The 18487-nt window shown below is 59.9% G+C and carries 20 protein-coding genes; 11 read left to right on the forward strand and 9 right to left on the reverse strand.

Features of this window, described 5'->3' with window-relative positions; all coding sequences use genetic code 11:
- Nucleotides 1-4: 4 nt before the first annotated feature.
- From LJX92_RS00120 to betC, 3 genes are all read right to left on the reverse strand, one after another.
- Nucleotides 5-1573 carry a SulP family inorganic anion transporter gene (locus LJX92_RS00120; RefSeq protein ID WP_032878591.1) on the reverse strand — a complete coding sequence of 523 codons (1569 nt, stop codon included), beginning with the start codon at nucleotides 1571-1573 and terminating at the stop codon, nucleotides 5-7.
- Between the two features lie 159 nt (nucleotides 1574-1732).
- On the reverse strand, nucleotides 1733-2647 hold the full coding sequence (gene choX / locus LJX92_RS00125; RefSeq protein ID WP_032878589.1) for a choline ABC transporter substrate-binding protein: 915 nt from the start codon (nucleotides 2645-2647) through the stop codon (nucleotides 1733-1735).
- A gap of 18 nt (nucleotides 2648-2665) precedes the next feature.
- Nucleotides 2666-4180: a choline-sulfatase gene (betC, locus tag LJX92_RS00130; RefSeq protein ID WP_228309157.1), complete on the reverse strand. Its 1515-nt coding sequence runs from the start codon at nucleotides 4178-4180 to the stop codon at nucleotides 2666-2668.
- A 103-nt stretch (nucleotides 4181-4283) separates the two neighbouring features.
- Between betC and LJX92_RS00135 the strand changes: the two genes are divergently transcribed.
- The 6 genes from LJX92_RS00135 (at nucleotide 4284) to LJX92_RS00160 (ending at nucleotide 9935) form a co-directional block, all read left to right on the forward strand.
- Nucleotides 4284-5234 (forward strand): choline sulfate utilization transcriptional regulator, encoded by a 951-nt coding sequence (locus tag LJX92_RS00135; protein ID WP_032878587.1) that lies wholly within the window; start codon nucleotides 4284-4286, stop codon nucleotides 5232-5234.
- Between the two features lie 30 nt (nucleotides 5235-5264).
- Entirely contained in the window at nucleotides 5265-5591 is a 327-nt protein-coding gene (locus LJX92_RS00140; protein WP_032878586.1) for a DOPA 4,5-dioxygenase family protein, read from the forward strand.
- A 176-nt stretch (nucleotides 5592-5767) separates the two neighbouring features.
- The gene (locus LJX92_RS00145) at nucleotides 5768-6727 is read left to right on the forward strand and encodes a 2-dehydro-3-deoxygalactonokinase (protein WP_228309158.1); all 960 of its coding nucleotides are present in this window, start codon (nucleotides 5768-5770) and stop codon (nucleotides 6725-6727) included.
- 1 nt (nucleotide 6728) lies between these two features.
- The gene (locus LJX92_RS00150; RefSeq protein ID WP_005783399.1) at nucleotides 6729-7349 is read left to right on the forward strand and encodes a 2-dehydro-3-deoxy-6-phosphogalactonate aldolase; all 621 of its coding nucleotides are present in this window, start codon (nucleotides 6729-6731) and stop codon (nucleotides 7347-7349) included.
- A gap of 48 nt (nucleotides 7350-7397) precedes the next feature.
- A complete protein-coding gene (gene dgoD / locus LJX92_RS00155; RefSeq protein ID WP_005783400.1) occupies nucleotides 7398-8546 on the forward strand; it encodes a galactonate dehydratase in 1149 nt (382 codons plus the stop codon).
- 84 nt (nucleotides 8547-8630) lie between these two features.
- Complete coding sequence (locus LJX92_RS00160; protein ID WP_078822703.1) at nucleotides 8631-9935, forward strand: MFS transporter; 1305 nt, start codon at nucleotides 8631-8633, stop codon at nucleotides 9933-9935.
- A gap of 35 nt (nucleotides 9936-9970) precedes the next feature.
- On the opposite strand, the gene LJX92_RS00165 is transcribed toward LJX92_RS00160, so the two are convergent.
- The 3 genes from LJX92_RS00165 to trpB all read right to left on the reverse strand — a co-directional run bounded on the left by LJX92_RS00165 (nucleotide 9971) and on the right by trpB (nucleotide 13837).
- Nucleotides 9971-11629, reverse strand: a complete 1659-nt coding sequence (locus tag LJX92_RS00165; protein ID WP_228309159.1) for an FAD-dependent oxidoreductase — start codon at nucleotides 11627-11629, stop codon at nucleotides 9971-9973.
- Nucleotides 11630-11800: 171 nt separating this feature from the next.
- Entirely contained in the window at nucleotides 11801-12610 is an 810-nt protein-coding gene (gene trpA / locus LJX92_RS00170) for a tryptophan synthase subunit alpha (RefSeq protein WP_005783403.1), read from the reverse strand.
- A complete protein-coding gene (gene trpB / locus LJX92_RS00175) occupies nucleotides 12611-13837 on the reverse strand; it encodes a tryptophan synthase subunit beta (protein ID WP_005783404.1) in 1227 nt (408 codons plus the stop codon).
- Nucleotides 13838-13948: 111 nt separating this feature from the next.
- Here trpB and LJX92_RS00180 point away from each other — a divergent pair, with 111 nt between their 5' ends.
- Nucleotides 13949-14845: a LysR family transcriptional regulator gene (locus LJX92_RS00180; RefSeq protein WP_228309160.1), complete on the forward strand. Its 897-nt coding sequence runs from the start codon at nucleotides 13949-13951 to the stop codon at nucleotides 14843-14845.
- Between the two features lie 8 nt (nucleotides 14846-14853).
- On the opposite strand, the gene LJX92_RS00185 is transcribed toward LJX92_RS00180, so the two are convergent.
- Nucleotides 14854-15180: a DUF883 family protein gene (locus LJX92_RS00185; RefSeq protein WP_003187304.1), complete on the reverse strand. Its 327-nt coding sequence runs from the start codon at nucleotides 15178-15180 to the stop codon at nucleotides 14854-14856.
- A 157-nt stretch (nucleotides 15181-15337) separates the two neighbouring features.
- On the opposite strand from LJX92_RS00185, the gene LJX92_RS00190 reads away from it, so the two are divergent.
- A complete protein-coding gene (locus LJX92_RS00190) occupies nucleotides 15338-15553 on the forward strand; it encodes a dodecin (RefSeq protein ID WP_005783406.1) in 216 nt (71 codons plus the stop codon).
- Between the two features lie 116 nt (nucleotides 15554-15669).
- Nucleotides 15670-15891, forward strand: a complete 222-nt coding sequence (locus LJX92_RS00195) for a DUF1161 domain-containing protein (protein ID WP_032878581.1) — start codon at nucleotides 15670-15672, stop codon at nucleotides 15889-15891.
- 57 nt (nucleotides 15892-15948) lie between these two features.
- Here LJX92_RS00195 and LJX92_RS00200 read toward each other — a convergent pair whose 3' ends face one another.
- On the reverse strand, nucleotides 15949-16950 hold the full coding sequence (locus tag LJX92_RS00200) for an LLM class flavin-dependent oxidoreductase (RefSeq protein WP_148854275.1): 1002 nt from the start codon (nucleotides 16948-16950) through the stop codon (nucleotides 15949-15951).
- 220 nt (nucleotides 16951-17170) lie between these two features.
- On the opposite strand from LJX92_RS00200, the gene LJX92_RS00205 reads away from it, so the two are divergent.
- Together LJX92_RS00205 and LJX92_RS00210 are read left to right on the forward strand one after the other, a co-directional pair.
- Nucleotides 17171-17602 (forward strand): OsmC family protein, encoded by a 432-nt coding sequence (locus LJX92_RS00205; protein WP_003187311.1) that lies wholly within the window; start codon nucleotides 17171-17173, stop codon nucleotides 17600-17602.
- A gap of 211 nt (nucleotides 17603-17813) precedes the next feature.
- Nucleotides 17814-18053 carry a DUF1161 domain-containing protein gene (locus LJX92_RS00210; RefSeq protein ID WP_005783409.1) on the forward strand — a complete coding sequence of 80 codons (240 nt, stop codon included), beginning with the start codon at nucleotides 17814-17816 and terminating at the stop codon, nucleotides 18051-18053.
- A gap of 1 nt (nucleotide 18054) precedes the next feature.
- On the opposite strand, the gene LJX92_RS00215 is transcribed toward LJX92_RS00210, so the two are convergent.
- Nucleotides 18055-18477, reverse strand: coding sequence for a hypothetical protein (locus LJX92_RS00215; RefSeq protein WP_005783410.1), 423 nt, complete (start codon nucleotides 18475-18477; stop codon nucleotides 18055-18057).
- Nucleotides 18478-18487 lie beyond the last annotated feature (10 nt).

Below are 18487 nucleotides of genomic sequence, written 5' to 3' on the forward strand. Positions count from 1 at the left end.
GTGTTCAATCTTGGAAATGGAGGGGGCAACTCTTGGCCCCTTCCAGTTTTCTTAACTCTTCGATTACTTGCGGCCTGGCCCCACGCAAGGTCAGGCTACGCCCCAACCGCGCCAACCGTCGCGCCTCCTGATGCAGCATCTCCACCCCGGAGTAGTCGATAAAATTGATCTGCTGCGCTTCGATCACCACCCGCGTGCCCTGCAGACTTTGCAGGCGTACTTGCAGGTAATGGCTGGCGCCAAAAAAGATCGAGCCACCCACGCGTAATACATCCTCGTCCCCATCGCGCCATTGCTGAACCCGTGGTTGCGAAGTGCGCTTGAGGTAGAAAAACAGCGATGCCAACACCCCGGCATAAATCGCCGTTTGTAGCTCCAGCAGCAAGGTGGCGACACACGTCAGGCCCATCACCACGAATTCGGCGCGGCTGACACGAAACAAAGCACGAATCCCTCGATGATCCACCAAACCCCAGCAAATCAGCAGGATGCTGGCGGCCATGCTGGGGATGGGAATATGCGCGATCAACGTCGCGCCGAACAACGCAAATAACGCCACCCACAGCGCCGAAAACACCCCAGCCAGGGGCGAACAAGCACCCGCCTCGTAACTGAGGCCCGAACGGGTGAACGAACCCGCTGACAGGTAGCCGGAGAAAAATCCGCCAACGATGTTGGATAAACCCTGGGCGCGCACTTCCTGGTTGGCGTCGAGTAATTGTTGCGAGCGAGCCGACAGTGAGCGCGCAATCGACAGGCTGGTCACCAACCCCAGCATCCCCACCGCCACCGCGCTGGGCAACAGGCGCAGTACCAGGTCCAGGTCCATCGGCAATGGACTGAACGGCGGCAACTGGCCGATAAACGAACTGACCAGCGCCACATGCCCGAACATCGTCGGCCACAGCCATGCCGTCAGGCTACCCAGGACTAAAGCGATCAACAGCGTCGGCCAGCGTGGCACCAGAGACTTGAGCAGCGCGCCCACCAGCAAAGTGCCGAGCCCGAGGATCAGGGACGCACGATCCCACTCACCGCCATGGTCGACCAGCGCCAGCAGGCTGTTGAGGGCGGTGGCCTGGCTCGGCAAGTCCAGCCCCAGCAGGTTCGGCAACTGCCCCAGGGCAATCACCACCGCGGCGCCCAGGGTGAAACCCAGCACCACCGAATGGGAGACAAAATTCACCAGCGCGCCAAAGCGCAGAAGGCCGAGCAACCACTGGAACACCCCGGCGAGGAAGGTCAGCAACAGGATGAGGGTGATGTAGTCCTGGGAACCTGGCACGGCCAATGGGCTGATACTGGCGTAAAGCACGATGGAAATCGCCGCCGTGGGCCCACAGATCAGGTGCCAGGAAGAGCCCCACAGGCAAGCGATCAAGACCGGGATGATCGCCGCGTAGAGCCCGTATTCCGGTGGCAGGCCGGCGATCAGTGCGTAGGCAATCGACTGTGGCAGGGCCAGTACGGCGCCACTGAGGCCGACGATCGCATCCCGGCCGACGCTGGCGCGGGTTTGGCGCGGGAGCCAGCTGAGGAAGGGGAAGAGTGTGTGGCGGTTGGGCCGGGGCATCGCAGGCTCGGGTAGAAGGTTTGGCTTAGAGTATCAGTACACACCGGCTCCCTGTGGGAGGGGGCTTGCTCCCGATAGCGGTGTTTCAGCCAATACATTCATAGCTGATAGGCCGTCATCGGGGGCAAGCCCCCTCCCACATTTGGATCCAGGCGCATCTTAGAGTTGGGCTTTGACCGCGGGCAACGCATCCTGGCCATCCAGGGTTTTCACGCCGTCGAGCCACTTGTCCAGCACCGCGGGGTTGGCCTTGATCCACGCTTTGGCCGCCTCGGCATTGCTGACCTTGTTGTTGGCCACCTGCGCCATGATGCCGTTCTCCATCTCCTGGGTGAAACTCAGGTTGGTCAGCAGTTTGGCGACATTCGGGCAGGCTTGGGCGTAACCCTTGCGGGTCAAGGTATACACGCTACCGGTGGCGCCAAAATACTGCTCGCCGCCCTTGAGGTAATGCATCTTCAACTGCACGTTCATCGGGTGCGGCGTCCAGCCGAGGAAGGTGACGAAGCGCTGTTTCTTCACCGCTCGCGACACCTCGGCGAGCATCGCCTGCTCGCTGGATTCGATCAGCTTCCACTGGCCCAGGTCGAAGTCATTCTTTTTGATGATCTCCTGCAACGAGATATTTGCCGGCGCGCCGGAGCCGATGCCGTAGATCTTCTTGTCGAACTTGTCGGCAAACTTGTTCAGGTCGGCAAAGTCACGTACGCCGGCGTCCCATACGTAGTCCGGCACCGCGAGGGTGAACTCGGTGCCGTCGAGGTTCTTCGCCAGTTGCACCACATCGCCGTTGGCCACGAACTTGTCATAAAAACCTTGTTGCGCCGGCATCCAGTTGCCGAGAAACACATCCACCTGGCCGTCCTTGAGCCCGCCAAAGGTGATCGGCACCGCCAGGGTATCGACCTTGGCTTTGTAGCCCATGCCCGTCAGCAAAAAGCCGGTAATGGCATTGGTGGCGGCAATGTCGCTCCAGCCTGGATCGGCCATCTTTACCGTTTCACAGCGAGCGTCTGCGTACACGTTGGCGCTGCCCAGCGCCAATATGCTCAGTACCACGGTCAACTTTTGCATGGCCTTCCCTCTGTCTGTTTATTGGTTTTGGCAGGGTTGTGGATAACGTGCCTTGCGCTCCAGGTCGTCGAGGTCGATATGGTTGCGCATGTACTGCTGACTGGCATCCACCTGTGGCTGGTGGTCCCAGCTCTTGAGCGTGCCTTGAGTCAGTGCCTCAAACACCAGGCGGCGGCGACGCTGGCTGGCAAGCACTTGCTGATGGATCGCCGGGATGTCCCATTTGGCCCGCGCCTCATGCAAAAAGGCCTCGAACAGCGAGCGATGTTCTGCTGACAGGCTGAGGTTCTCCCGCTCGTGCGGGTCGTTGCGCACATCAAACAGTAGGCAAGGGTCGTCTTCGCTGTAGATAAATTTGTAGGCGCCCCGGCGAATCATCATCAATGGGCTGATGGTGCCTTCGGCCATGTATTCGCCAAACACTTCGTCATGCCCGCCCTGCCCTTGCAGGTGCGGGACCAGAGAGCGACCGTCCAGCGGCAAGTGTGGGTCCAGCTCGCCGCCGGCCAGCTCCACCAGGGTCGGCAGCAGGTCGGCGGTGGACACGGCCTGAGTGACCCGCCCAGCCGCAAATTGGCCCGGCGCACTGATCAGCAGCGGCACGCGGGCGGCCATTTCAAACCAGTGCATTTTGTACCAGAGGCCGCGCTCGCCGAGCATGTCACCGTGGTCGCCGGAGAAGATGATCAGGGTGTCGTCAGCCAGGCCGGTGTCTTCCAGGGTTTGCAGGAGTTTGCCGACATTGCTGTCGATGTAACTGCACGCACCGAAGTAGGCGCGACGGGCATCGCGGATCTTGTCCACAGGCAGCGGTTTATCCCACAAGTCATAGACCTTGAGCAGACGCTGGGAGTGTGGGTCCAGCTCTGCTTGCGCCGGCGTTGCAGGCAAAGGGATGTCGGCGTCGTCGTACAGGTCCCAGAACGGCTTGGGAATGGTGTAAGGGTCGTGGGGATGGGTCATCGATACGGTCAGGCAGAAGGGCCGATCACCGTCCTCGCGGATATGATCGAACAGGTATTGCTGCGCCTTGAACACCACCTCCTCGTCGAAGTCCAGCTGGTTGGTGCGCACGCACGGGCCCGCTTGCAGCACCGAAGACATGTTGTGGTACCAGGTGGGGCGTACGTCGGGCTCATCCCAATTCACCGCCCAGCCATAGTCCGCGGGGTAGATATCGCTGGTCAGGCGTTCTTCATAGCCGTGCAACTGGTCGGGGCCGCAGAAATGCATCTTGCCCGACAACGTGGTGCGGTAGCCGAGGCGACGCAGGTAGTGGGCATAGGTCGGCACATCGGCGGGGAAATCGGCAGCGTTGTCGTAGGCGCCGATCTTGCTCGGCAACTGGCCGCTGACCAGAGTGAAGCGCGAAGGCGCACACAACGGACTGTTGCAATAGGCGGCCTCGAATACCACGCCTTGGGCGGCGAGGCGGCTGAGGTTGGGCAGCTTGATCGAGGAAGGCCCGTAGAACGGCAGCATGGGAGCGGCCATTTGATCGGCCATGATGAAAAGAATGTTCTTGCGCTTCATGGTTTCTCGGCATTCCATAGTAAGTGTTTATGCCAATGAGAATGCGGCCCATGGAAATCAGGGTAAAGCCCATGACAAGCAATGCCTAGGATAACGACAGCTTATGTATGAAGCGCTGGGTAACCTCTCTCTCGATCTGCTGCGAGCCTTCGAAGCGGCGGCGCGCCACCGCAGTTTTACCGCCGCGGCGATGGAGCTTGGCACGACCCAGCCGGCGGTCAGCCAGCAGATCAAGCGTCTTGAAGAACAACTGGCAATCCGCCTGTTTGACCGCATCTATCGCGGTATCGAACTGACCGACGCCGGCGTGCTGTTGTTCGAGCACGTACAGGGCGCCCTGCAAAGCATCAATCAAGGGCTCAGCACCATCACCCAACAGGACCAGCACGAAGTACTGCAAGTGGCTACCGACTTCGCCTTCGCCGCCTATTGGCTGATGCCGCGCCTGCATCGCTTTCACCAGGCCAACCCGCAGGTGGATGTGAGCCTGGTTACCAGTGAGCGCAACCATGCCAGCCTGCGCAGCGATATTGATGTGGCGGTGCTGTTCGGCGATGGCCGTTTCAAGCAGGGCGACAGCCTGTGGTTGTTCAATGAGGAAGTGTTCCCGGTATGCAGCCCGCAGTGGCTCAAGGCTCAGGCCGCGCCGATGACGGTGCAATCCTTGCCCGAGTACCCGTTGCTGCACCTGCGTCAGGAAAACAACAGCCAATGGTTCGACTGGAGCGGGGTGTTCCGCCAATTGGGTATATCCGCTGCGCCAACTCCCGGGCAATTGCGCTTCGACAACTACACCTTGCTGATTCAGGCTGCGATTGCCGGCCAGGGCGTTGCCATCGGCTGGCGCCATTTGGTGGATAACCTGCTGGAACAGAACTGGCTGTGCCGACCGATCAGCCCCACGGTGACCTCGCGTTTCGGTTATTACGTGGTGCAACCCCAGCGCAAACGCCGCGGGCAGTTGGTTGAGCGTTTTGTCCAATGGCTGATGGCGGAACAGGCCAGCAGTGCGCAGTCGTTGACCGGGCTGGCCCTGCCTTCGATTGCGGTCTAGGATCGGCACATCGTGGATCCGGAGTCCGTCATGCAACGTATCAAGGGCTATCACGCCCATATCTACTTCGACGCCAGCACCATCGACCAGGCGCGCACGCTGTGTGAGGACGCCGCCAGGCTGTTCCCGTTGCGCATGGGCCGTGTGCATGAGCGGCCGGTGGGCCCGCATCCGGATTGGAGCTGCCAGCTGGCATTCGAGCCGGAATACATCGGCGTGGTGTTGCCGTGGCTGGCGCTGCACCGCGATGGCCTGGTGGTCTTCCTGCACCCTGAAACCGGCGATGACCTGAAGGACCACACCGACTACGCGATCTGGATGGGTGCGATGCGCGAGCTAGATCTGTCGGTTTTTTAACTTTCCTTATCAGATAACGCCTTGCCTTTCCCTAAGTAAAAACAGGGAACGGTGTAGGATTAATCTTGCTTCGTCTCATTATGTGGGATCGATATTTATATATTGAGATATTCCGGCGCGTAGGTTTATATTCGCCCATCTGCTTTTTTCAGCACCCACTCATTTCAGGTGAAGCGATGCAGGCGCAATTGATCGCGCTCGATTGGGGGACCAGCTCCCTTCGTGCTTACAAACTCGGCTCGGCGGGCGTTGTGCTGGAACAGCGCGCGCAAGCCTGGGGCATCATGCATTTGCCCAGCGAGCCACGGGACATCAACGGTATTCATTGCACTGACGGCTTCGAGTTGGCGTTCGATAGCGCCTGCGGCGATTGGCTCGACGCCCAGCCTGAATTGCCAGTGATTGCCTGCGGTATGGTTGGCAGCGCGCAGGGTTGGAGCGAGGCGGCTTATTGCGCCACGCCTGTGGATGTCGCCAGCCTGGGCTTGGCGTTGCACCGCGTGCGCAGCCTGCGTGGGGTGGATGTGCATATTGTGCCGGGGGTGATTGAGCAAGCGGGTTTGCCCAATGTGATGCGCGGCGAAGAAACCCAGGTGCTCGGCGTGCTGCAGGGGCTTGGGGCCCAAGTGCTGATCGGGTTGCCCGGCAGCCACTCCAAATGGGTCGAGGTGAGTGAAGGCTGCATTACGCATTTCGACACCTTCATGACCGGTGAACTGTTCGCGGTGTTGAGCAAACACAGCATCCTGGGTCGCACTCAACAGCCGAGCGAGCAATTCCAGGCCGAGGCCTTTGACCGTGGCGTGCACGTGGCGTTTTCAAAGGATGGCAGGCGTGGCGTGCTGTCGACCTTGTTCAGTGCCCGTACCCTGGGCCTGACGGCTGAGCTTGCACCCAACCAGCAGCCCGACTACCTGTCCGGCCTGTTGATCGGCCACGAACTCGCCGGTTTGCCAGACAGCGCCAAAACCAAGCCGATCATCCTGGTTGGCGCCGCCCCACTCTGCGCCCGCTATCAACGCGCTCTGGCCCTTTGCGGCTTCGCCCACGTCAGCCTGGCGCAGGAAGCCACCGAGCGCGGCCTGTGGCAATTGGCCGTGGCGGCTGGGCTCACTCAACCTGTAACGGAGGCCTGACATGCTCAAGCAAGCACTCGCGCAAAACGGTTTGATCGCAATCCTGCGTGGCATACGCCCGGACGAAGCCCAGGCCATCGGCCAGGTGTTGTACGACGCGGGTTTTCGTGTGATCGAAGTCCCGCTCAATTCGCCGGAGCCGTACACCAGCATTCGCACCCTGCGCGACAGCCTGCCCGCCGATTGCCTGATCGGCGCCGGCACGGTGTTGACGCCTGAACAGGTCGAGCAGGTGAAGGCGGCTGGTGGCCAAGTGATTGTCATGCCCCATAGCGATGCCAAAGTACTGCGCGCCGCCAAGGCCGCAGGCCTGTACTTGTCGCCTGGCGTGGCGACGCCAACCGAGGCGTTTGCCGCACTGGCCGAAGGCGCCGACGTATTGAAGCTGTTCCCGGCCGAGCAGATCGGTCCTTCGGTGATCAAGGCGTGGCTGGCGGTATTGCCGGCGGGCACGCTGCTGCTGCCGGTAGGCGGTGTTACGCCGGACAACATGCAGGTGTTTATCGACGCCGGCGCGAAAGGGTTCGGGTTGGGCTCCGGCTTGTTCAAGCCGGGAATGACAGTGGATCAGGTCGCGAGCCGTGCCCAGGCTTATGTCGCCGCCTGGAAAGCCCTGAGCTGATAGCAAGTTCCGCGCCCGCAGGCGCTGCATCCATAAGAGAGACAAGAGATGAAAATCACCAAATTGACGACCTTTATCGTCCCGCCGCGCTGGTGCTTCCTCAAGGTCGAAACCGACCAGGGCGTGACTGGCTGGGGTGAGCCCGTGGTCGAAGGCCGCGCTCACACAGTGGCCGCCGCCGTCGAAGAACTGTCCGACTACCTGATCGGCAAAGACCCACGCAATATCGAAGATATCTGGACGGTGCTCTATCGCGGCGGGTTCTATCGCGGCGGTGCCGTGCACATGAGCGCCCTCGCCGGTATCGACCAGGCGTTGTGGGACATCAAGGGCAAGGCGCTGGGCGTCTCGGTCAGCGATCTGCTGGGCGGCCAGGTGCGTGACAAGATTCGCGTGTACTCGTGGATCGGTGGCGACCGCCCCGCCGACACTGCCCGTGCAGCCAAAGAGGCCGTGGCTCGTGGCTTCACTGCGGTGAAAATGAACGGCACCGAAGAACTGCAGTTCCTCGACAGCTTCGACAAAGTCGACCTGGCACTGGCCAATGTCGCTGCCGTGCGCGATGCGGTGGGCCCTAACGTCGGTATCGGCGTCGACTTTCATGGCCGCGTGCACAAGCCCATGGCCAAGGTGCTGATGAAAGAGCTTGATCCTTACAAACTGATGTTCATTGAAGAACCGGTGCTCAGCGAAAACTACGAAGCATTGAAAGAACTGGCGCCGCTGACCAGTACGCCGATTGCCCTGGGCGAGCGCCTGTTTTCGCGTTGGGATTTCAAGCGTGTGCTCAGCGAAGGCTACGTCGACATCATCCAGCCGGACGCCTCCCACGCAGGCGGGATTACCGAAACCCGCAAGATCGCCAACATGGCCGAAGCCTACGACGTGGCCCTGGCCCTGCACTGTCCGCTGGGCCCGATTGCCCTGGCAGCGTGCCTGCAACTGGATGCGGCTTGCTACAACGCATTTATCCAGGAGCAAAGCCTGGGTATCCACTATAACGAAAGCAACGACCTGCTCGACTACGTGCGCGACCCGGGCGTGTTCGACTATGACCAGGGCTTTGTGAAGATCCCCAACGGCCCGGGCCTGGGCATCGAGATCAACGAGGAATACGTGATTGAGCGCGCGGCTATCGGCCATCGCTGGCGCAATCCGATCTGGCGCCACGCCGACGGCAGTTTTGCCGAGTGGTGATTTTTATCTGAAGGAATGCGCTCCCACATTGACCGCGTTCCTTCAGCACGTTTTGTCCTCAACAAACATAAAAAGAGGCACCCCATGCACCCTGAATCCCACACCGGGCAGGCTTCTTTAGTCACGCCTAGCCGAAAGCGCTTCTTCATCATGGTGCTGCTGTTCATCACCGTGGTGATCAACTACCTGGACCGCAGCAACCTGTCGATTGCCGCGCCTGCGCTGACCAGCGAGCTGGGTATCGACCCGGTGCAGGTCGGGCTTATTTTTTCCGCTTTCGGCTGGACTTACGCGGCCATGCAAATCCCCGGCGGCTGGCTGGTAGACCGGGTGCCGCCGCGCATTCTCTACACAGCCGCCCTGCTGCTGTGGTCGATTGCCACCGTGATGCTCGGTTTCGCCGCCAGCTTTATCGCGTTGTTCGTGTTGCGTATGGCCGTTGGCGCGTTGGAGGCGCCGGCCTATCCCATCAACAGCCGTGTGGTCACCACCTGGTTTCCCGAGCGCGAGCGCGCCACGGCTATCGGCGTCTACACCTCCGGGCAATTTGTCGGCCTGGCGTTCCTCACGCCGGTACTGGCTTGGCTGCAACACCAGTACGGCTGGCACATGGTGTTTGTCGTTACCGGTGGCGTCGGCATCCTGTGGGCCGCGATCTGGTACGCGGTGTATCGCGAGCCCAAAGATTTCAAAGGCGCCAACGAAGCCGAAATCCAGTTGATCCGTGACGGTGGTGGGCTGGTGGACATGCAGGCGCAAACGGCCAAGGCACCCTTCAGTTGGGTCGACCTCGGTATCGTGCTGAGCAAGCGCAAACTCTGGGGCATCTACCTGGGGCAGTTTTGCCTGAACTCTACGCTATGGTTCTTCCTGACCTGGTTCCCGACGTACCTGGTGAAATATCGCGGCATGGACTTTATCCAGTCAGGTTTGTTGGCGTCGTTGCCGTTCCTGGCCGCTTTTGTGGGCGTGCTGTGTTCGGGGGTGTTTTCCGATTGGTTGATCCGTCGTGGTGCCTCGGTAGGCTTTGCCCGCAAGTTGCCGATCATCAGTGGGCTGCTGATTTCCACGGCGATCATCGGTGCCAATTACGTGGACTCCACGGCGTGGGTCATCGCGTTTCTGGCGGTGGCATTTTTCGGCAATGGCCTGGCGTCGATCACCTGGTCGCTGGTTTCGACCTTGGCGCCTGCGCGGTTGCTTGGGCTGACCGGAGGCGTGTTCAACTTCATCGGTAACCTGTCGGCAATCGCTACGCCCATCGTGATTGGCTTTCTGGCCAGTGGTTCGTCGTTTGCGCCGGCGATTACTTACATCGCGGTGCTGGCGTTGCTGGGAGCACTTTCCTACATATTGCTTGTAGGTAAAGTCGAGCGGATCGAGCTGTAAAAAAGGGCGACCTTGGAGTCGCCCTTCTTTCGCGATTACGGCACCGACATTTCGTTATGGAAAATGTTGTGTGGGTCCCAGCGCTTTTTGGTACGCCGCAGGCGGCTTTCGATGATCAGGTCGGGAAAGAAGATCTTGTACCACTGTGGGTTTTTGCCATCGGCCGGATTGCCACCGATGTAGGTCATATCGAGGTCGGGGTAATTGATGTAACAACCTTCAAACTCGTCGTTGACCGGTACGCCCTGATCATCGGCGAACGCGTTGAAGTACAACCCTCGGATCCAGTCGGCATGGGCTTGATCCGAGGCGGCGCTATCGCCGCGCCAGTAACATTGCGGTTGCCACTTGAGGTATGACGAGCGCTGAGCGGCTGACGACTCCCTGCGCACTGGCTCGCTGGCGGCATTGATCTGGCCACCGAAAGACTGAATCTGAATGAGGCTTTGTGTCAGGTGGTTATCAGGGTCTGGCCAGGTCAATGTGGTCCAGATGGCGTCCAGCACTTGAGGGCTGAAAGGGCCCTTCTGGTAGGCCGATTTATAGCGCCCACGCTGGTTGTCCCCCGAACCGTTCAATGTCTGTTGGCACACCAGCCAGTCCAAGCGTTGAGAGGCTGCTCGGGCGGATGACACTGAGTCGATGGTGCGCCCGTTGGTAGTGCTGCGCGGCAGATGGATGACGTGAAATGGGACCAGGGACTCTGTAGCGGGCAGGCCAATGGCTGTGAGCATCTTGTCGACGAAGTCATCGAAGGGCGCCCGTTCGTTCAGTTCGCCATCCTTGTCCACATAGTGAATACCCAGGGTCACATTGCCTGTGTGCTGGTGGCGCATCTCCAGCTTGGTCGCCAGGCCCCAAGTGTCCGTGTTGCTTTGATTGCTGGCGAACCATGATTGATAGGCCACCAGCAGGTTATCGAGTGCAGGTTTGGTCAGTACGGACCAGTCCCATTCCAACACCAGCCACAGTACCTCTTTCGGTGCCGGTGGCAGGTCTTTGAAGTAATAGCTGGTGATGATGCCGAACTGTCCGCCACCGGCACCGCAACACGCGGCGAACAGGTCCAGTTCGTCCTGATTGGTGCTGTCGCGAGAAACGTGGCGCGGTTCGAGGCCTTTGCCAAGGCTGTCGGGCACCAGGATATCCACACCGCTGAGCCAGTCACATACCAGTCCATATTTGCGCGACAGCAGCCCATAGCCGCCTCCGCAAATATGTCCGCCAAGGCCCACTGAATAACACGAGCCACCGGGCAGGGTTTTGTTGGCAAGCTTGTATAACGCGACATAGGCATCCCAGTTTTGTCCGCCGGCTTCCAGGCGAAAGCTATAGCGTTCAGCAGCGCTGGGGTCCAGCTCGGAGCCGATTTGCCCGCTGGCGTCGTAGACCACCTGGTTCAACGCACTGATATCCAGAATCGACAGTACCTCAAGTGGACTGTCGGGCATCTTGTTGGCGACAAAGCCTTCGTAGCAATGACCACCACTGCGTACGGTGATGCGCCCCTCGGGAAGGGCCAATGCCTGCGCGGCGGCGTCAATGATGTCTTGTGGGTTGCGGCAGAGGTAGATCAGGTTGGCGCCATTTTGCGAAGACTGACCCTGCACATTGCCCAACGGCCAGCGCAGGTTGAAGCCCTTTTGCAAGGTTGAGTGACGGGAGTCTGAAGAGGTAATGAGATCAAAGGCCATGATGTACTCCTGAGAGCCAGGGATGACTTCTGATGCAACTAACTTAACGACCGGGAAGCAAGAAATGCGGGGGGGCTTGCGAGGGTGGTTAGACGGCAATAGGCATGGAAGTGCGTTGGGGTGACGTGGTGTCACCCCTCAGCGTAGCGCAAAGTATCAAAACGCAGGTGCTTACTTGCGTGCGTTGCGCACACCTGCCGACAGCGCCGCGCAATGACTCAGCACGCCATCGATCGCTTGCTGGTCGCTGCCGGCATTGGCGATGTGATCGATCAGTGCCGAACCCACCACCACACCGTCGGCCAGGCGCGCAATGGCCGCAGCTTGTTCCGGTGTACGAATACCGAAACCGATGCTGATCGGCAGGTCGGTGTGGCGACGCAGACGCGTGACCGCTTCTTCGACGTGTTCCAGCGTGGCGGCGCCGGCACCGGTCACGCCTGCTACCGACACGTAATACACAAACCCGGAACTGCCGTTGAGCACCGTCGGCAGGCGCACGTCATCGGTGGTCGGCGTGGTCAGGCGGATGAAGTCGATGCCCGCGGCCTGAGCCGGGTCGCACAACTCGCCGTTGTGCTCAGGTGGCATGTCGACCACGATCAGGCCGTCGACGCCGGCTGCCTTCGCATCGGCGATAAACTGCGGCACACCGTATTTGTGAATGGGGTTGAAGTAGCCCATCAACACCAGGGGGGTGTCGCTGTCGTCGGTGCGGAACTCGCGGACCATTTGCAGGGTTTTCGCCAGGTTTTGCTTGGCGTCCAGCGCACGGATATTAGCCAGTTGAATCGCCGGGCCGTCTGCCATCGGATCGGTGAAGGGCATGCCCAGCTCGATCACGTCGGCGCCGGCGGCCGGCAAGCCCTTGAGGATCGCCAGCGAGGCGTCATAACCCGGGTCGCCAGCGGTGACGAAGGTCACCAGGGCGGCGCGGTTTTGTTCCTTGAGTTGCGCAAAGCGGGTTTGCAGGCGGCTCATTTAGTGTTTCTCCTGCTTGGACTGTTCCATGTGATGCATCACGGTCTGCATATCTTTGTCGCCACGGCCCGAGAGATTGACCACCATCAGATGATCCTTGGGCAGGGTGGGTGCGCGCTTGAACACTTCAGCCAGGGCGTGGGCGCTTTCCAGCGCAGGAATTATCCCTTCCAGGCGGCAGCATTTGTGGAATGCATCCAGGGCTTCGTCATCAGTTACCGAGGTGTACTGGACGCGGCCGATGTCATGCAACCAGGCGTGCTCAGGGCCGATGCCGGGGTAGTCGAGGCCGGCGGAAATCGAATGGGCGTCGATGATCTGGCCGTCGTCGTCCTGCAGCAGGAAGGTGCGGTTGCCGTGCAGCACGCCGGGTACGCCGCCGTTGAGGCTGGCGGCGTGCTTGCCGGTTTCGATGCCATGGCCCGCTGCTTCGACGCCGATGATTTCGACGCTGGTGTCATCCAGGAACGGGTGGAATAAGCCCATGGCGTTGGAGCCACCGCCGATGCACGCCACCAGGCTGTCCGGCAGGCGGCCTTCCTGGGCTTGCAGTTGGGTGCGGGTTTCCTTGCCGATCACGGCCTGAAAGTCGCGCACCATGGCCGGGTAAGGATGCGGGCCGGCCACGGTGCCGATCAGGTAGAAGGTGCTGTCGACGTTGGTCACCCAGTCACGCAGGGCTTCGTTCATGGCGTCTTTGAGGGTGCCGGTGCCGGCGACCACCGGGATCACTTCGGCACCCAGCAGCTTCATGCGAAACACGTTGGCCTGCTGGCGCTCGATATCGGTGGTGCCCATGTAGATCACGCATTGCAGGCCGAAGCGTGCGGCAACCGTAGCGGTGGCTACGCCGTGCATACCGGCACCGGTCTCGGCGATGATGCGTTTCTTGCCCATGCGCCGTGCCAGCAGGATCTGGCCGATGCAGTTGTTGATCTTGTGCGCGCCGGTGTGGTTCAGCTCTTCGCGCTTGAGATAGATCTTGGCGCCGCCACAGAACTCCGTCAGGCGTTCGGCGAAGTACAGCGGGCTTGGGCGTCCGACGTAATCGCGCTGGAAGTAGGCCAATTCTTCATTGAACGCTGGATCCACTTTGGCCGCTTCGTATTCACGGGCCAGGTCGAGGATCAACGGCATCAGCGTTTCAGCCACGTAGCGGCCGCCGAACGCACCAAACAGGCCGTTGGCGTCAGGGCCGTTGCGTAGATCGGTCTGGGACTGGGTCATGGGGCGCTCCAGGAATGAATGTGTGTTGAGAGGCAATGACGGCCACTCTACCCCTGACGCTTTGGCCTGAAAACCGATAAGATCGCCGTAACCTGTCAGGAAAACTCACAGATGAGCCGCGACCTTCCACCCCTCAATGCCTTGCGTGCTTTTGAAGCCACCGCCCGCTTCAGTAGCGTCAGCCAAGCCGCTGAGCAACTGCACGTGACCCACGGTGCGGTCAGCCGGCAGTTGAAAGTCCTGGAAGAACATTTGGGTGTGAGCCTGTTCGTCAAGGATGGACGTGGCCTTAAACTCACAGATGCAGGCGTTCGGCTTCGGGATGCCAGCGTGGAGGCTTTCGAGCGGTTGCGGGACGCGTGCGCCGAACTTACCCAAAGCAGCGCCGACGCACCCTTTGTGCTCGGCTGTTCGGGTAGCTTGCTGGCGCGCTGGTTTATCCCCCGGCTGGGGCGCTTGAATGCCGACTTGCCCGATTTGCGCCTGCACCTGTCGGCGGGCGAAGGCGATCTGGACCCCCGGCGGCCTGGCCTGGACGCCTTACTGGTATTCGCCGAGCCGCCGTGGCCGGCCGATATGCAAGTGTATGAGCTGGCCAGCGAGCGAATCGGCCCGGTGTTGAGCCCTCGTTTCGCAGGTTTTGAACAGTTGCGTCAGGCTCCAGCAACGGCATTGCTAAGCGAAGCGTTGTTGCACACCACCTCACGACCCCAAGCCTGGCCCAGCTGGGCGCGGCAATACGGCATCGAGCCCGGCGCGTTGAAACTCGGCCAGGGGTTTGAGCACTTGTATTATTTGCTGGAAGCGGCAGTAGCAGGATTGGGAGTGGCGATTGCGCCAGAACCACTGGTGGCAGAGGACCTGCGAGCGGGTCGCCTGGTGGCGCCGTGGGGCTTCAGCGAAACCCCGGCGCACCTGGCGTTGTGGCTACCCAAGCGCGCCGCAGACGGGCGCGCCGGGCAGTTGGCGCAATGGCTCAAGGCTGAGCTGTTGCGTCAACCGGTGTAACCGGTCAATCAGTCACCGCGCTTGCACAGCAGGTAGGCTGCCAGCAAGCCCAGTGCACCTACGGCAACGCCGGCGGTCGTCCATGGGTGCTCTTGTGCGTAGTCACGGGTGGCAGCACTGGTTTCACGAATTTTGACTTTGCTTTCTTCATAGGCGTCGCTGATCAGGTGGCGAGAGTGCTTGAGGGCGTTCTCGGCATTGCTTTTCAGGGCCTTCAGCGTTTTGCGCGACTCATCGGACGCGTCGTCCTTGAGGCTCTCCAAAGATTTGAGCAGGCTCGAAATCTCGGCTTCCATGCTTTCCAGCGACGCTTTGCGTAAAGAAGTGTTGGCCATGTGGACATCTCCTGAAGTGATTGAGTGGCGTGTGTAGATACCGACTGCGCCGGTTTCAGAAAGTGCAGTAATTCTGAACTTTCACCTCCCAGCGGTCGCCAGAAGCAGTAAGCACATTCGCTGCTAGTCTTGATTGACGACCTATAGGAGAAACGCCATGAGTGATCATCACACCTACAAGAAAGTCGAACTGGTGGGCTCTTCCACCACCAGCATCGAAGACGCAATCAACAATGCTCTGGCTGAAGCCAACAAAAGCATCAAGCACCTGGAGTGGTTCGAGGTGACTGAAACCCGTGGTCACATCAAGGATGGCAAGGCCGCGCACTTCCAGGTCACGCTGAAAGTGGGGTTCCGAATTGCGAGTAGTTAATCCGCTCAGTTGAACTTTGCCCGCTGGCCGATTGCCATAACCTGCGCTACAACGAATGCGTGCCGATGCGATGAGCGTTGGCACGCTCTTTTTGATCAGCGCAAGGAAAGTAACGGATGAAGAAGTTTCTGTTGGCGGTGGGTTTGTTGAGCATTGCGGGTACGGCGATGGCAGCCAAGGACTGTGAGGAGCTGAAAAGCGAGATCGCAGCGAAAATCGATGCCAAGGGCGTACCGCATTACTCTTTGGAAATCGTAGATAAAGGTGCCGCAGCGGGTGGTGACGTCGTAGGGACGTGCGGCGGCGACACCAAGGAAATTGTCTACAAGCGCGGTTGATTCCGTGCTCCAGACATAAAAACCGACGCAAGTGCGTCGGTTTTTTTCGCTTGGATTTCAGTCCTTCATCACCTGTGCCAGCAGCTCGTAGGAATGAATCCGGTCGGCGTGCTCATAAAGGTCACTGGTAAAAATCAGCTCATCGGCGCCGGTCTGCTCGATCAACACCTCCAGCTTGGCGCGAATCTTCGCCGGGCTACCCACCATGGCCAGGCCAAGGAAGCTACCCACCGCGTCTTTTTCATGGGGCAGCCACAAGCCGTCCATGGTTTTTACCGGTGGGCGCTGCACCAGGCTCTGGCCGCGCATCAGCGCGAGGATGCGTTGGTACACCGAGGTGGCCAGGTAATCGGCCTGTTCGTCGGTATCGGCTGCCACCAGTGGAATGCCGAGCATCACGTAGGGCTTGTCCAGTACCGCCGAAGGCTTGAAGTGATTGCGGTACACACGAATCGCCTCATGCATCAGGCGCGGTGCGAAGTGGGAGGCGAAGGCGTAGGGCAAGCCACGCTCACCGGCCAATTGCGCGCTGAACAGGCTCGAACCCAACAGCCACACTGGCACATTGGTGCCCGTGCCCGGTACGGCGATCACCCGTTGGTCGGGCGTGCGCGGGCCCAGGTAGGCCATGAGTTCGGCTACGTCTTCGGGGAAGTCATCGGCACTGCCGGAACGTTCACGGCGCAGGGCGCGAGCGGTCATCTGGTCAGAACCGGGCGCGCGGCCCAGGCCCAGGTCGATACGGCCGGGGTAGAGGCTTTCCAGAGTTCCGAACTGTTCGGCAATCACCAAGGGCGCGTGGTTAGGCAGCATGACGCCGCCAGAACCGACACGAATGGTCGAGGTGCCGCCAGCCAGATAGCCGAGCAATACTGAAGTGGCAGAACTGGCGATGCCGTCCATATTGTGGTGCTCAGCCACCCAGAAGCGGTTGTAGCCGAACTTTTCCACGTGTTGGGCCAAGTCCAGGGAATTGCGCAGCGATTGTGCCGGGCTGCCATTGGCACGCACGGGCACCAGGTCGAGGGTCGAAAACTTTACGTCGGACAGCGATTTCATCAGCCTGCTTCTCCAATAGGGCGTACAGGCTTTTTTAAACGAGCTAAAACCTGCCGCTGCATGTGCATACTCTATGCAATGAGGGCATATACCCGAGATTCAATAGGTGGCTCCGAAATTTCCTACTGTATTGCTAGGTTTCTCCGACAAGGTGAACTTTGCCCACGGGTCTATCCTCAGAACCCTTACTGACGCAAAACCACCGTTCGAGGAGAAAGCTATGAGTATCGTTAAAAAGGCATCCGCGCATTGGGAAGGTGATCTGAAGACAGGCCTGGGTTCCATATCCACTGAAACCGGCGTGCTGCGCGAAGCGCCCTACGGCTTCAAGGCCCGTTTCGAAGGCGGCAAGGGCACCAACCCTGAAGAGCTTATCGGCGCAGCTCACGCCGGCTGTTTCTCCATGGCGTTTTCCATGATTCTCGGCGATGCCGGGCTCAAGGCTGACAGCATTGATACCCAGGCCGAAGTGACCCTGGACCAGGTCGAGGGCGGATTCGCGATCACTGCCGTGCACCTGATCCTTAAAGCCAAGATCCCGGGCGCGAGCCAGGCGCAGTTCGATGAACTGAGCAAAAAAGCCAAGGAAGGGTGCCCGGTGTCCAAAGTGCTGAATGCAACCATCACCTTGGATGCCACGCTGGTCAACTGACACAGCAGTACTCTTGTGTGGGAGCGGGCTTGCTCGCGAATGCGGTGGATCAGCCGATATCTCGGGGACTGACACTCCGTATTCGCGAGCAAGCCCGCTCCCACATTTTCAGTTGTGCGTTAAATCAGAACTCGTGTTTGTAAAATGTGGTCGAATAGCCCATGCAGCCTAGGCGCACACTCGTGCGCAGCGCATTCAGGGAGCTACACACATGAAACGTTTTGCCTTGGCAATCATCTGCGGTGTATTGGCCACTTCGGCCGTGGCCGCGCCAAAAGATTGTGAAGAGCTCAGGAAAGAAATCGAAGTGAAGATCCAGGCCAAGGCGATTCCGTCCTACACCCTGGAAATCATCACTGCCGAAGAAGCCGAGAACCATGACAGCGCCATGATCGTCGGTTCGTGCGAAAACGGTACCAAGCGCATCATCTATCAGAAAAACAATGACTGACTCAGATGCAGTTGACGCTGCGTTCTTCGGCCAGCAACTGGCGCGCTGAGTCATACAGCCGGATGTTGGGCGTGAACGCGAGCGAGCGACCTTCGAGCACATAGCGTTGGCCGGCCTGGAAATGGTCGTACTGCAGGGTCATGAAACAGGTGCGATACATCATCTGGCTAAGGCCCCCCAAACCGCCGCCGGCGGGCACTTCAAAGTCAAAGCGCACCATCAGCTCGTGAGGGCCGGGAGGCATTTGGAAGAAGCGCCCGTCGTTGAGGTTTTTCCCGTCCAGGCGCTGAGCCATGACCAATTTGGAGCCCGGCGTCGGCGTGGTGAAATCCACCCAGGCCTGTTGCGGGTCGACAGGCGGGATGGGGGCCGAAGTGCAAGCGCTGAGCAGGAGGGCGGCAACGGGCAATGGAAACTGACGCATGGCAGGTACT

It is taken from the genome of Pseudomonas sp. HN8-3 (assembly GCF_020790195.1).
Lineage (GTDB): Bacteria > Pseudomonadota > Gammaproteobacteria > Pseudomonadales > Pseudomonadaceae > Aquipseudomonas > Aquipseudomonas synxantha_A.

Excerpts from the sequence above, each read along its gene's own strand:
- LJX92_RS00135 (WP_032878587.1), top strand. The coding sequence starts at position 4,284 with ATGTATGAAGCGCTGGGTAACCTCTCTCTCGATCTGCTGCGAGCCTTC.
- LJX92_RS00200 (WP_148854275.1), bottom strand. The coding sequence starts at position 16,950 with ATGAAATCGCTGTCCGACGTAAAGTTTTCGACCCTCGACCTGGTGCCC.
- betC (WP_228309157.1), bottom strand. The coding sequence starts at position 4,180 with ATGAAGCGCAAGAACATTCTTTTCATCATGGCCGATCAAATGGCCGCT.
- trpA (WP_005783403.1), bottom strand. The coding sequence starts at position 12,610 with ATGAGCCGCCTGCAAACCCGCTTTGCGCAACTCAAGGAACAAAACCGC.
- LJX92_RS00210 (WP_005783409.1), top strand. The coding sequence starts at position 17,814 with ATGAAACGTTTTGCCTTGGCAATCATCTGCGGTGTATTGGCCACTTCG.
- LJX92_RS00140 (WP_032878586.1), top strand. The coding sequence starts at position 5,265 with ATGCAACGTATCAAGGGCTATCACGCCCATATCTACTTCGACGCCAGC.
- LJX92_RS00205 (WP_003187311.1), top strand. The coding sequence starts at position 17,171 with ATGAGTATCGTTAAAAAGGCATCCGCGCATTGGGAAGGTGATCTGAAG.
- LJX92_RS00165 (WP_228309159.1), bottom strand. The coding sequence starts at position 11,629 with ATGGCCTTTGATCTCATTACCTCTTCAGACTCCCGTCACTCAACCTTG.
- LJX92_RS00180 (WP_228309160.1), top strand. The coding sequence starts at position 13,949 with ATGAGCCGCGACCTTCCACCCCTCAATGCCTTGCGTGCTTTTGAAGCC.
- LJX92_RS00160 (WP_078822703.1), top strand. The coding sequence starts at position 8,631 with ATGCACCCTGAATCCCACACCGGGCAGGCTTCTTTAGTCACGCCTAGC.
- trpB (WP_005783404.1), bottom strand. The coding sequence starts at position 13,837 with ATGACCCAGTCCCAGACCGATCTACGCAACGGCCCTGACGCCAACGGC.
- LJX92_RS00190 (WP_005783406.1), top strand. The coding sequence starts at position 15,338 with ATGAGTGATCATCACACCTACAAGAAAGTCGAACTGGTGGGCTCTTCC.
- choX (WP_032878589.1), bottom strand. The coding sequence starts at position 2,647 with ATGCAAAAGTTGACCGTGGTACTGAGCATATTGGCGCTGGGCAGCGCC.
- LJX92_RS00145 (WP_228309158.1), top strand. The coding sequence starts at position 5,768 with ATGCAGGCGCAATTGATCGCGCTCGATTGGGGGACCAGCTCCCTTCGT.
- LJX92_RS00215 (WP_005783410.1), bottom strand. The coding sequence starts at position 18,477 with ATGCGTCAGTTTCCATTGCCCGTTGCCGCCCTCCTGCTCAGCGCTTGC.
- dgoD (WP_005783400.1), top strand. The coding sequence starts at position 7,398 with ATGAAAATCACCAAATTGACGACCTTTATCGTCCCGCCGCGCTGGTGC.
- LJX92_RS00185 (WP_003187304.1), bottom strand. The coding sequence starts at position 15,180 with ATGGCCAACACTTCTTTACGCAAAGCGTCGCTGGAAAGCATGGAAGCC.
- LJX92_RS00150 (WP_005783399.1), top strand. The coding sequence starts at position 6,729 with ATGCTCAAGCAAGCACTCGCGCAAAACGGTTTGATCGCAATCCTGCGT.
- LJX92_RS00120 (WP_032878591.1), bottom strand. The coding sequence starts at position 1,573 with ATGCCCCGGCCCAACCGCCACACACTCTTCCCCTTCCTCAGCTGGCTC.
- LJX92_RS00195 (WP_032878581.1), top strand. The coding sequence starts at position 15,670 with ATGAAGAAGTTTCTGTTGGCGGTGGGTTTGTTGAGCATTGCGGGTACG.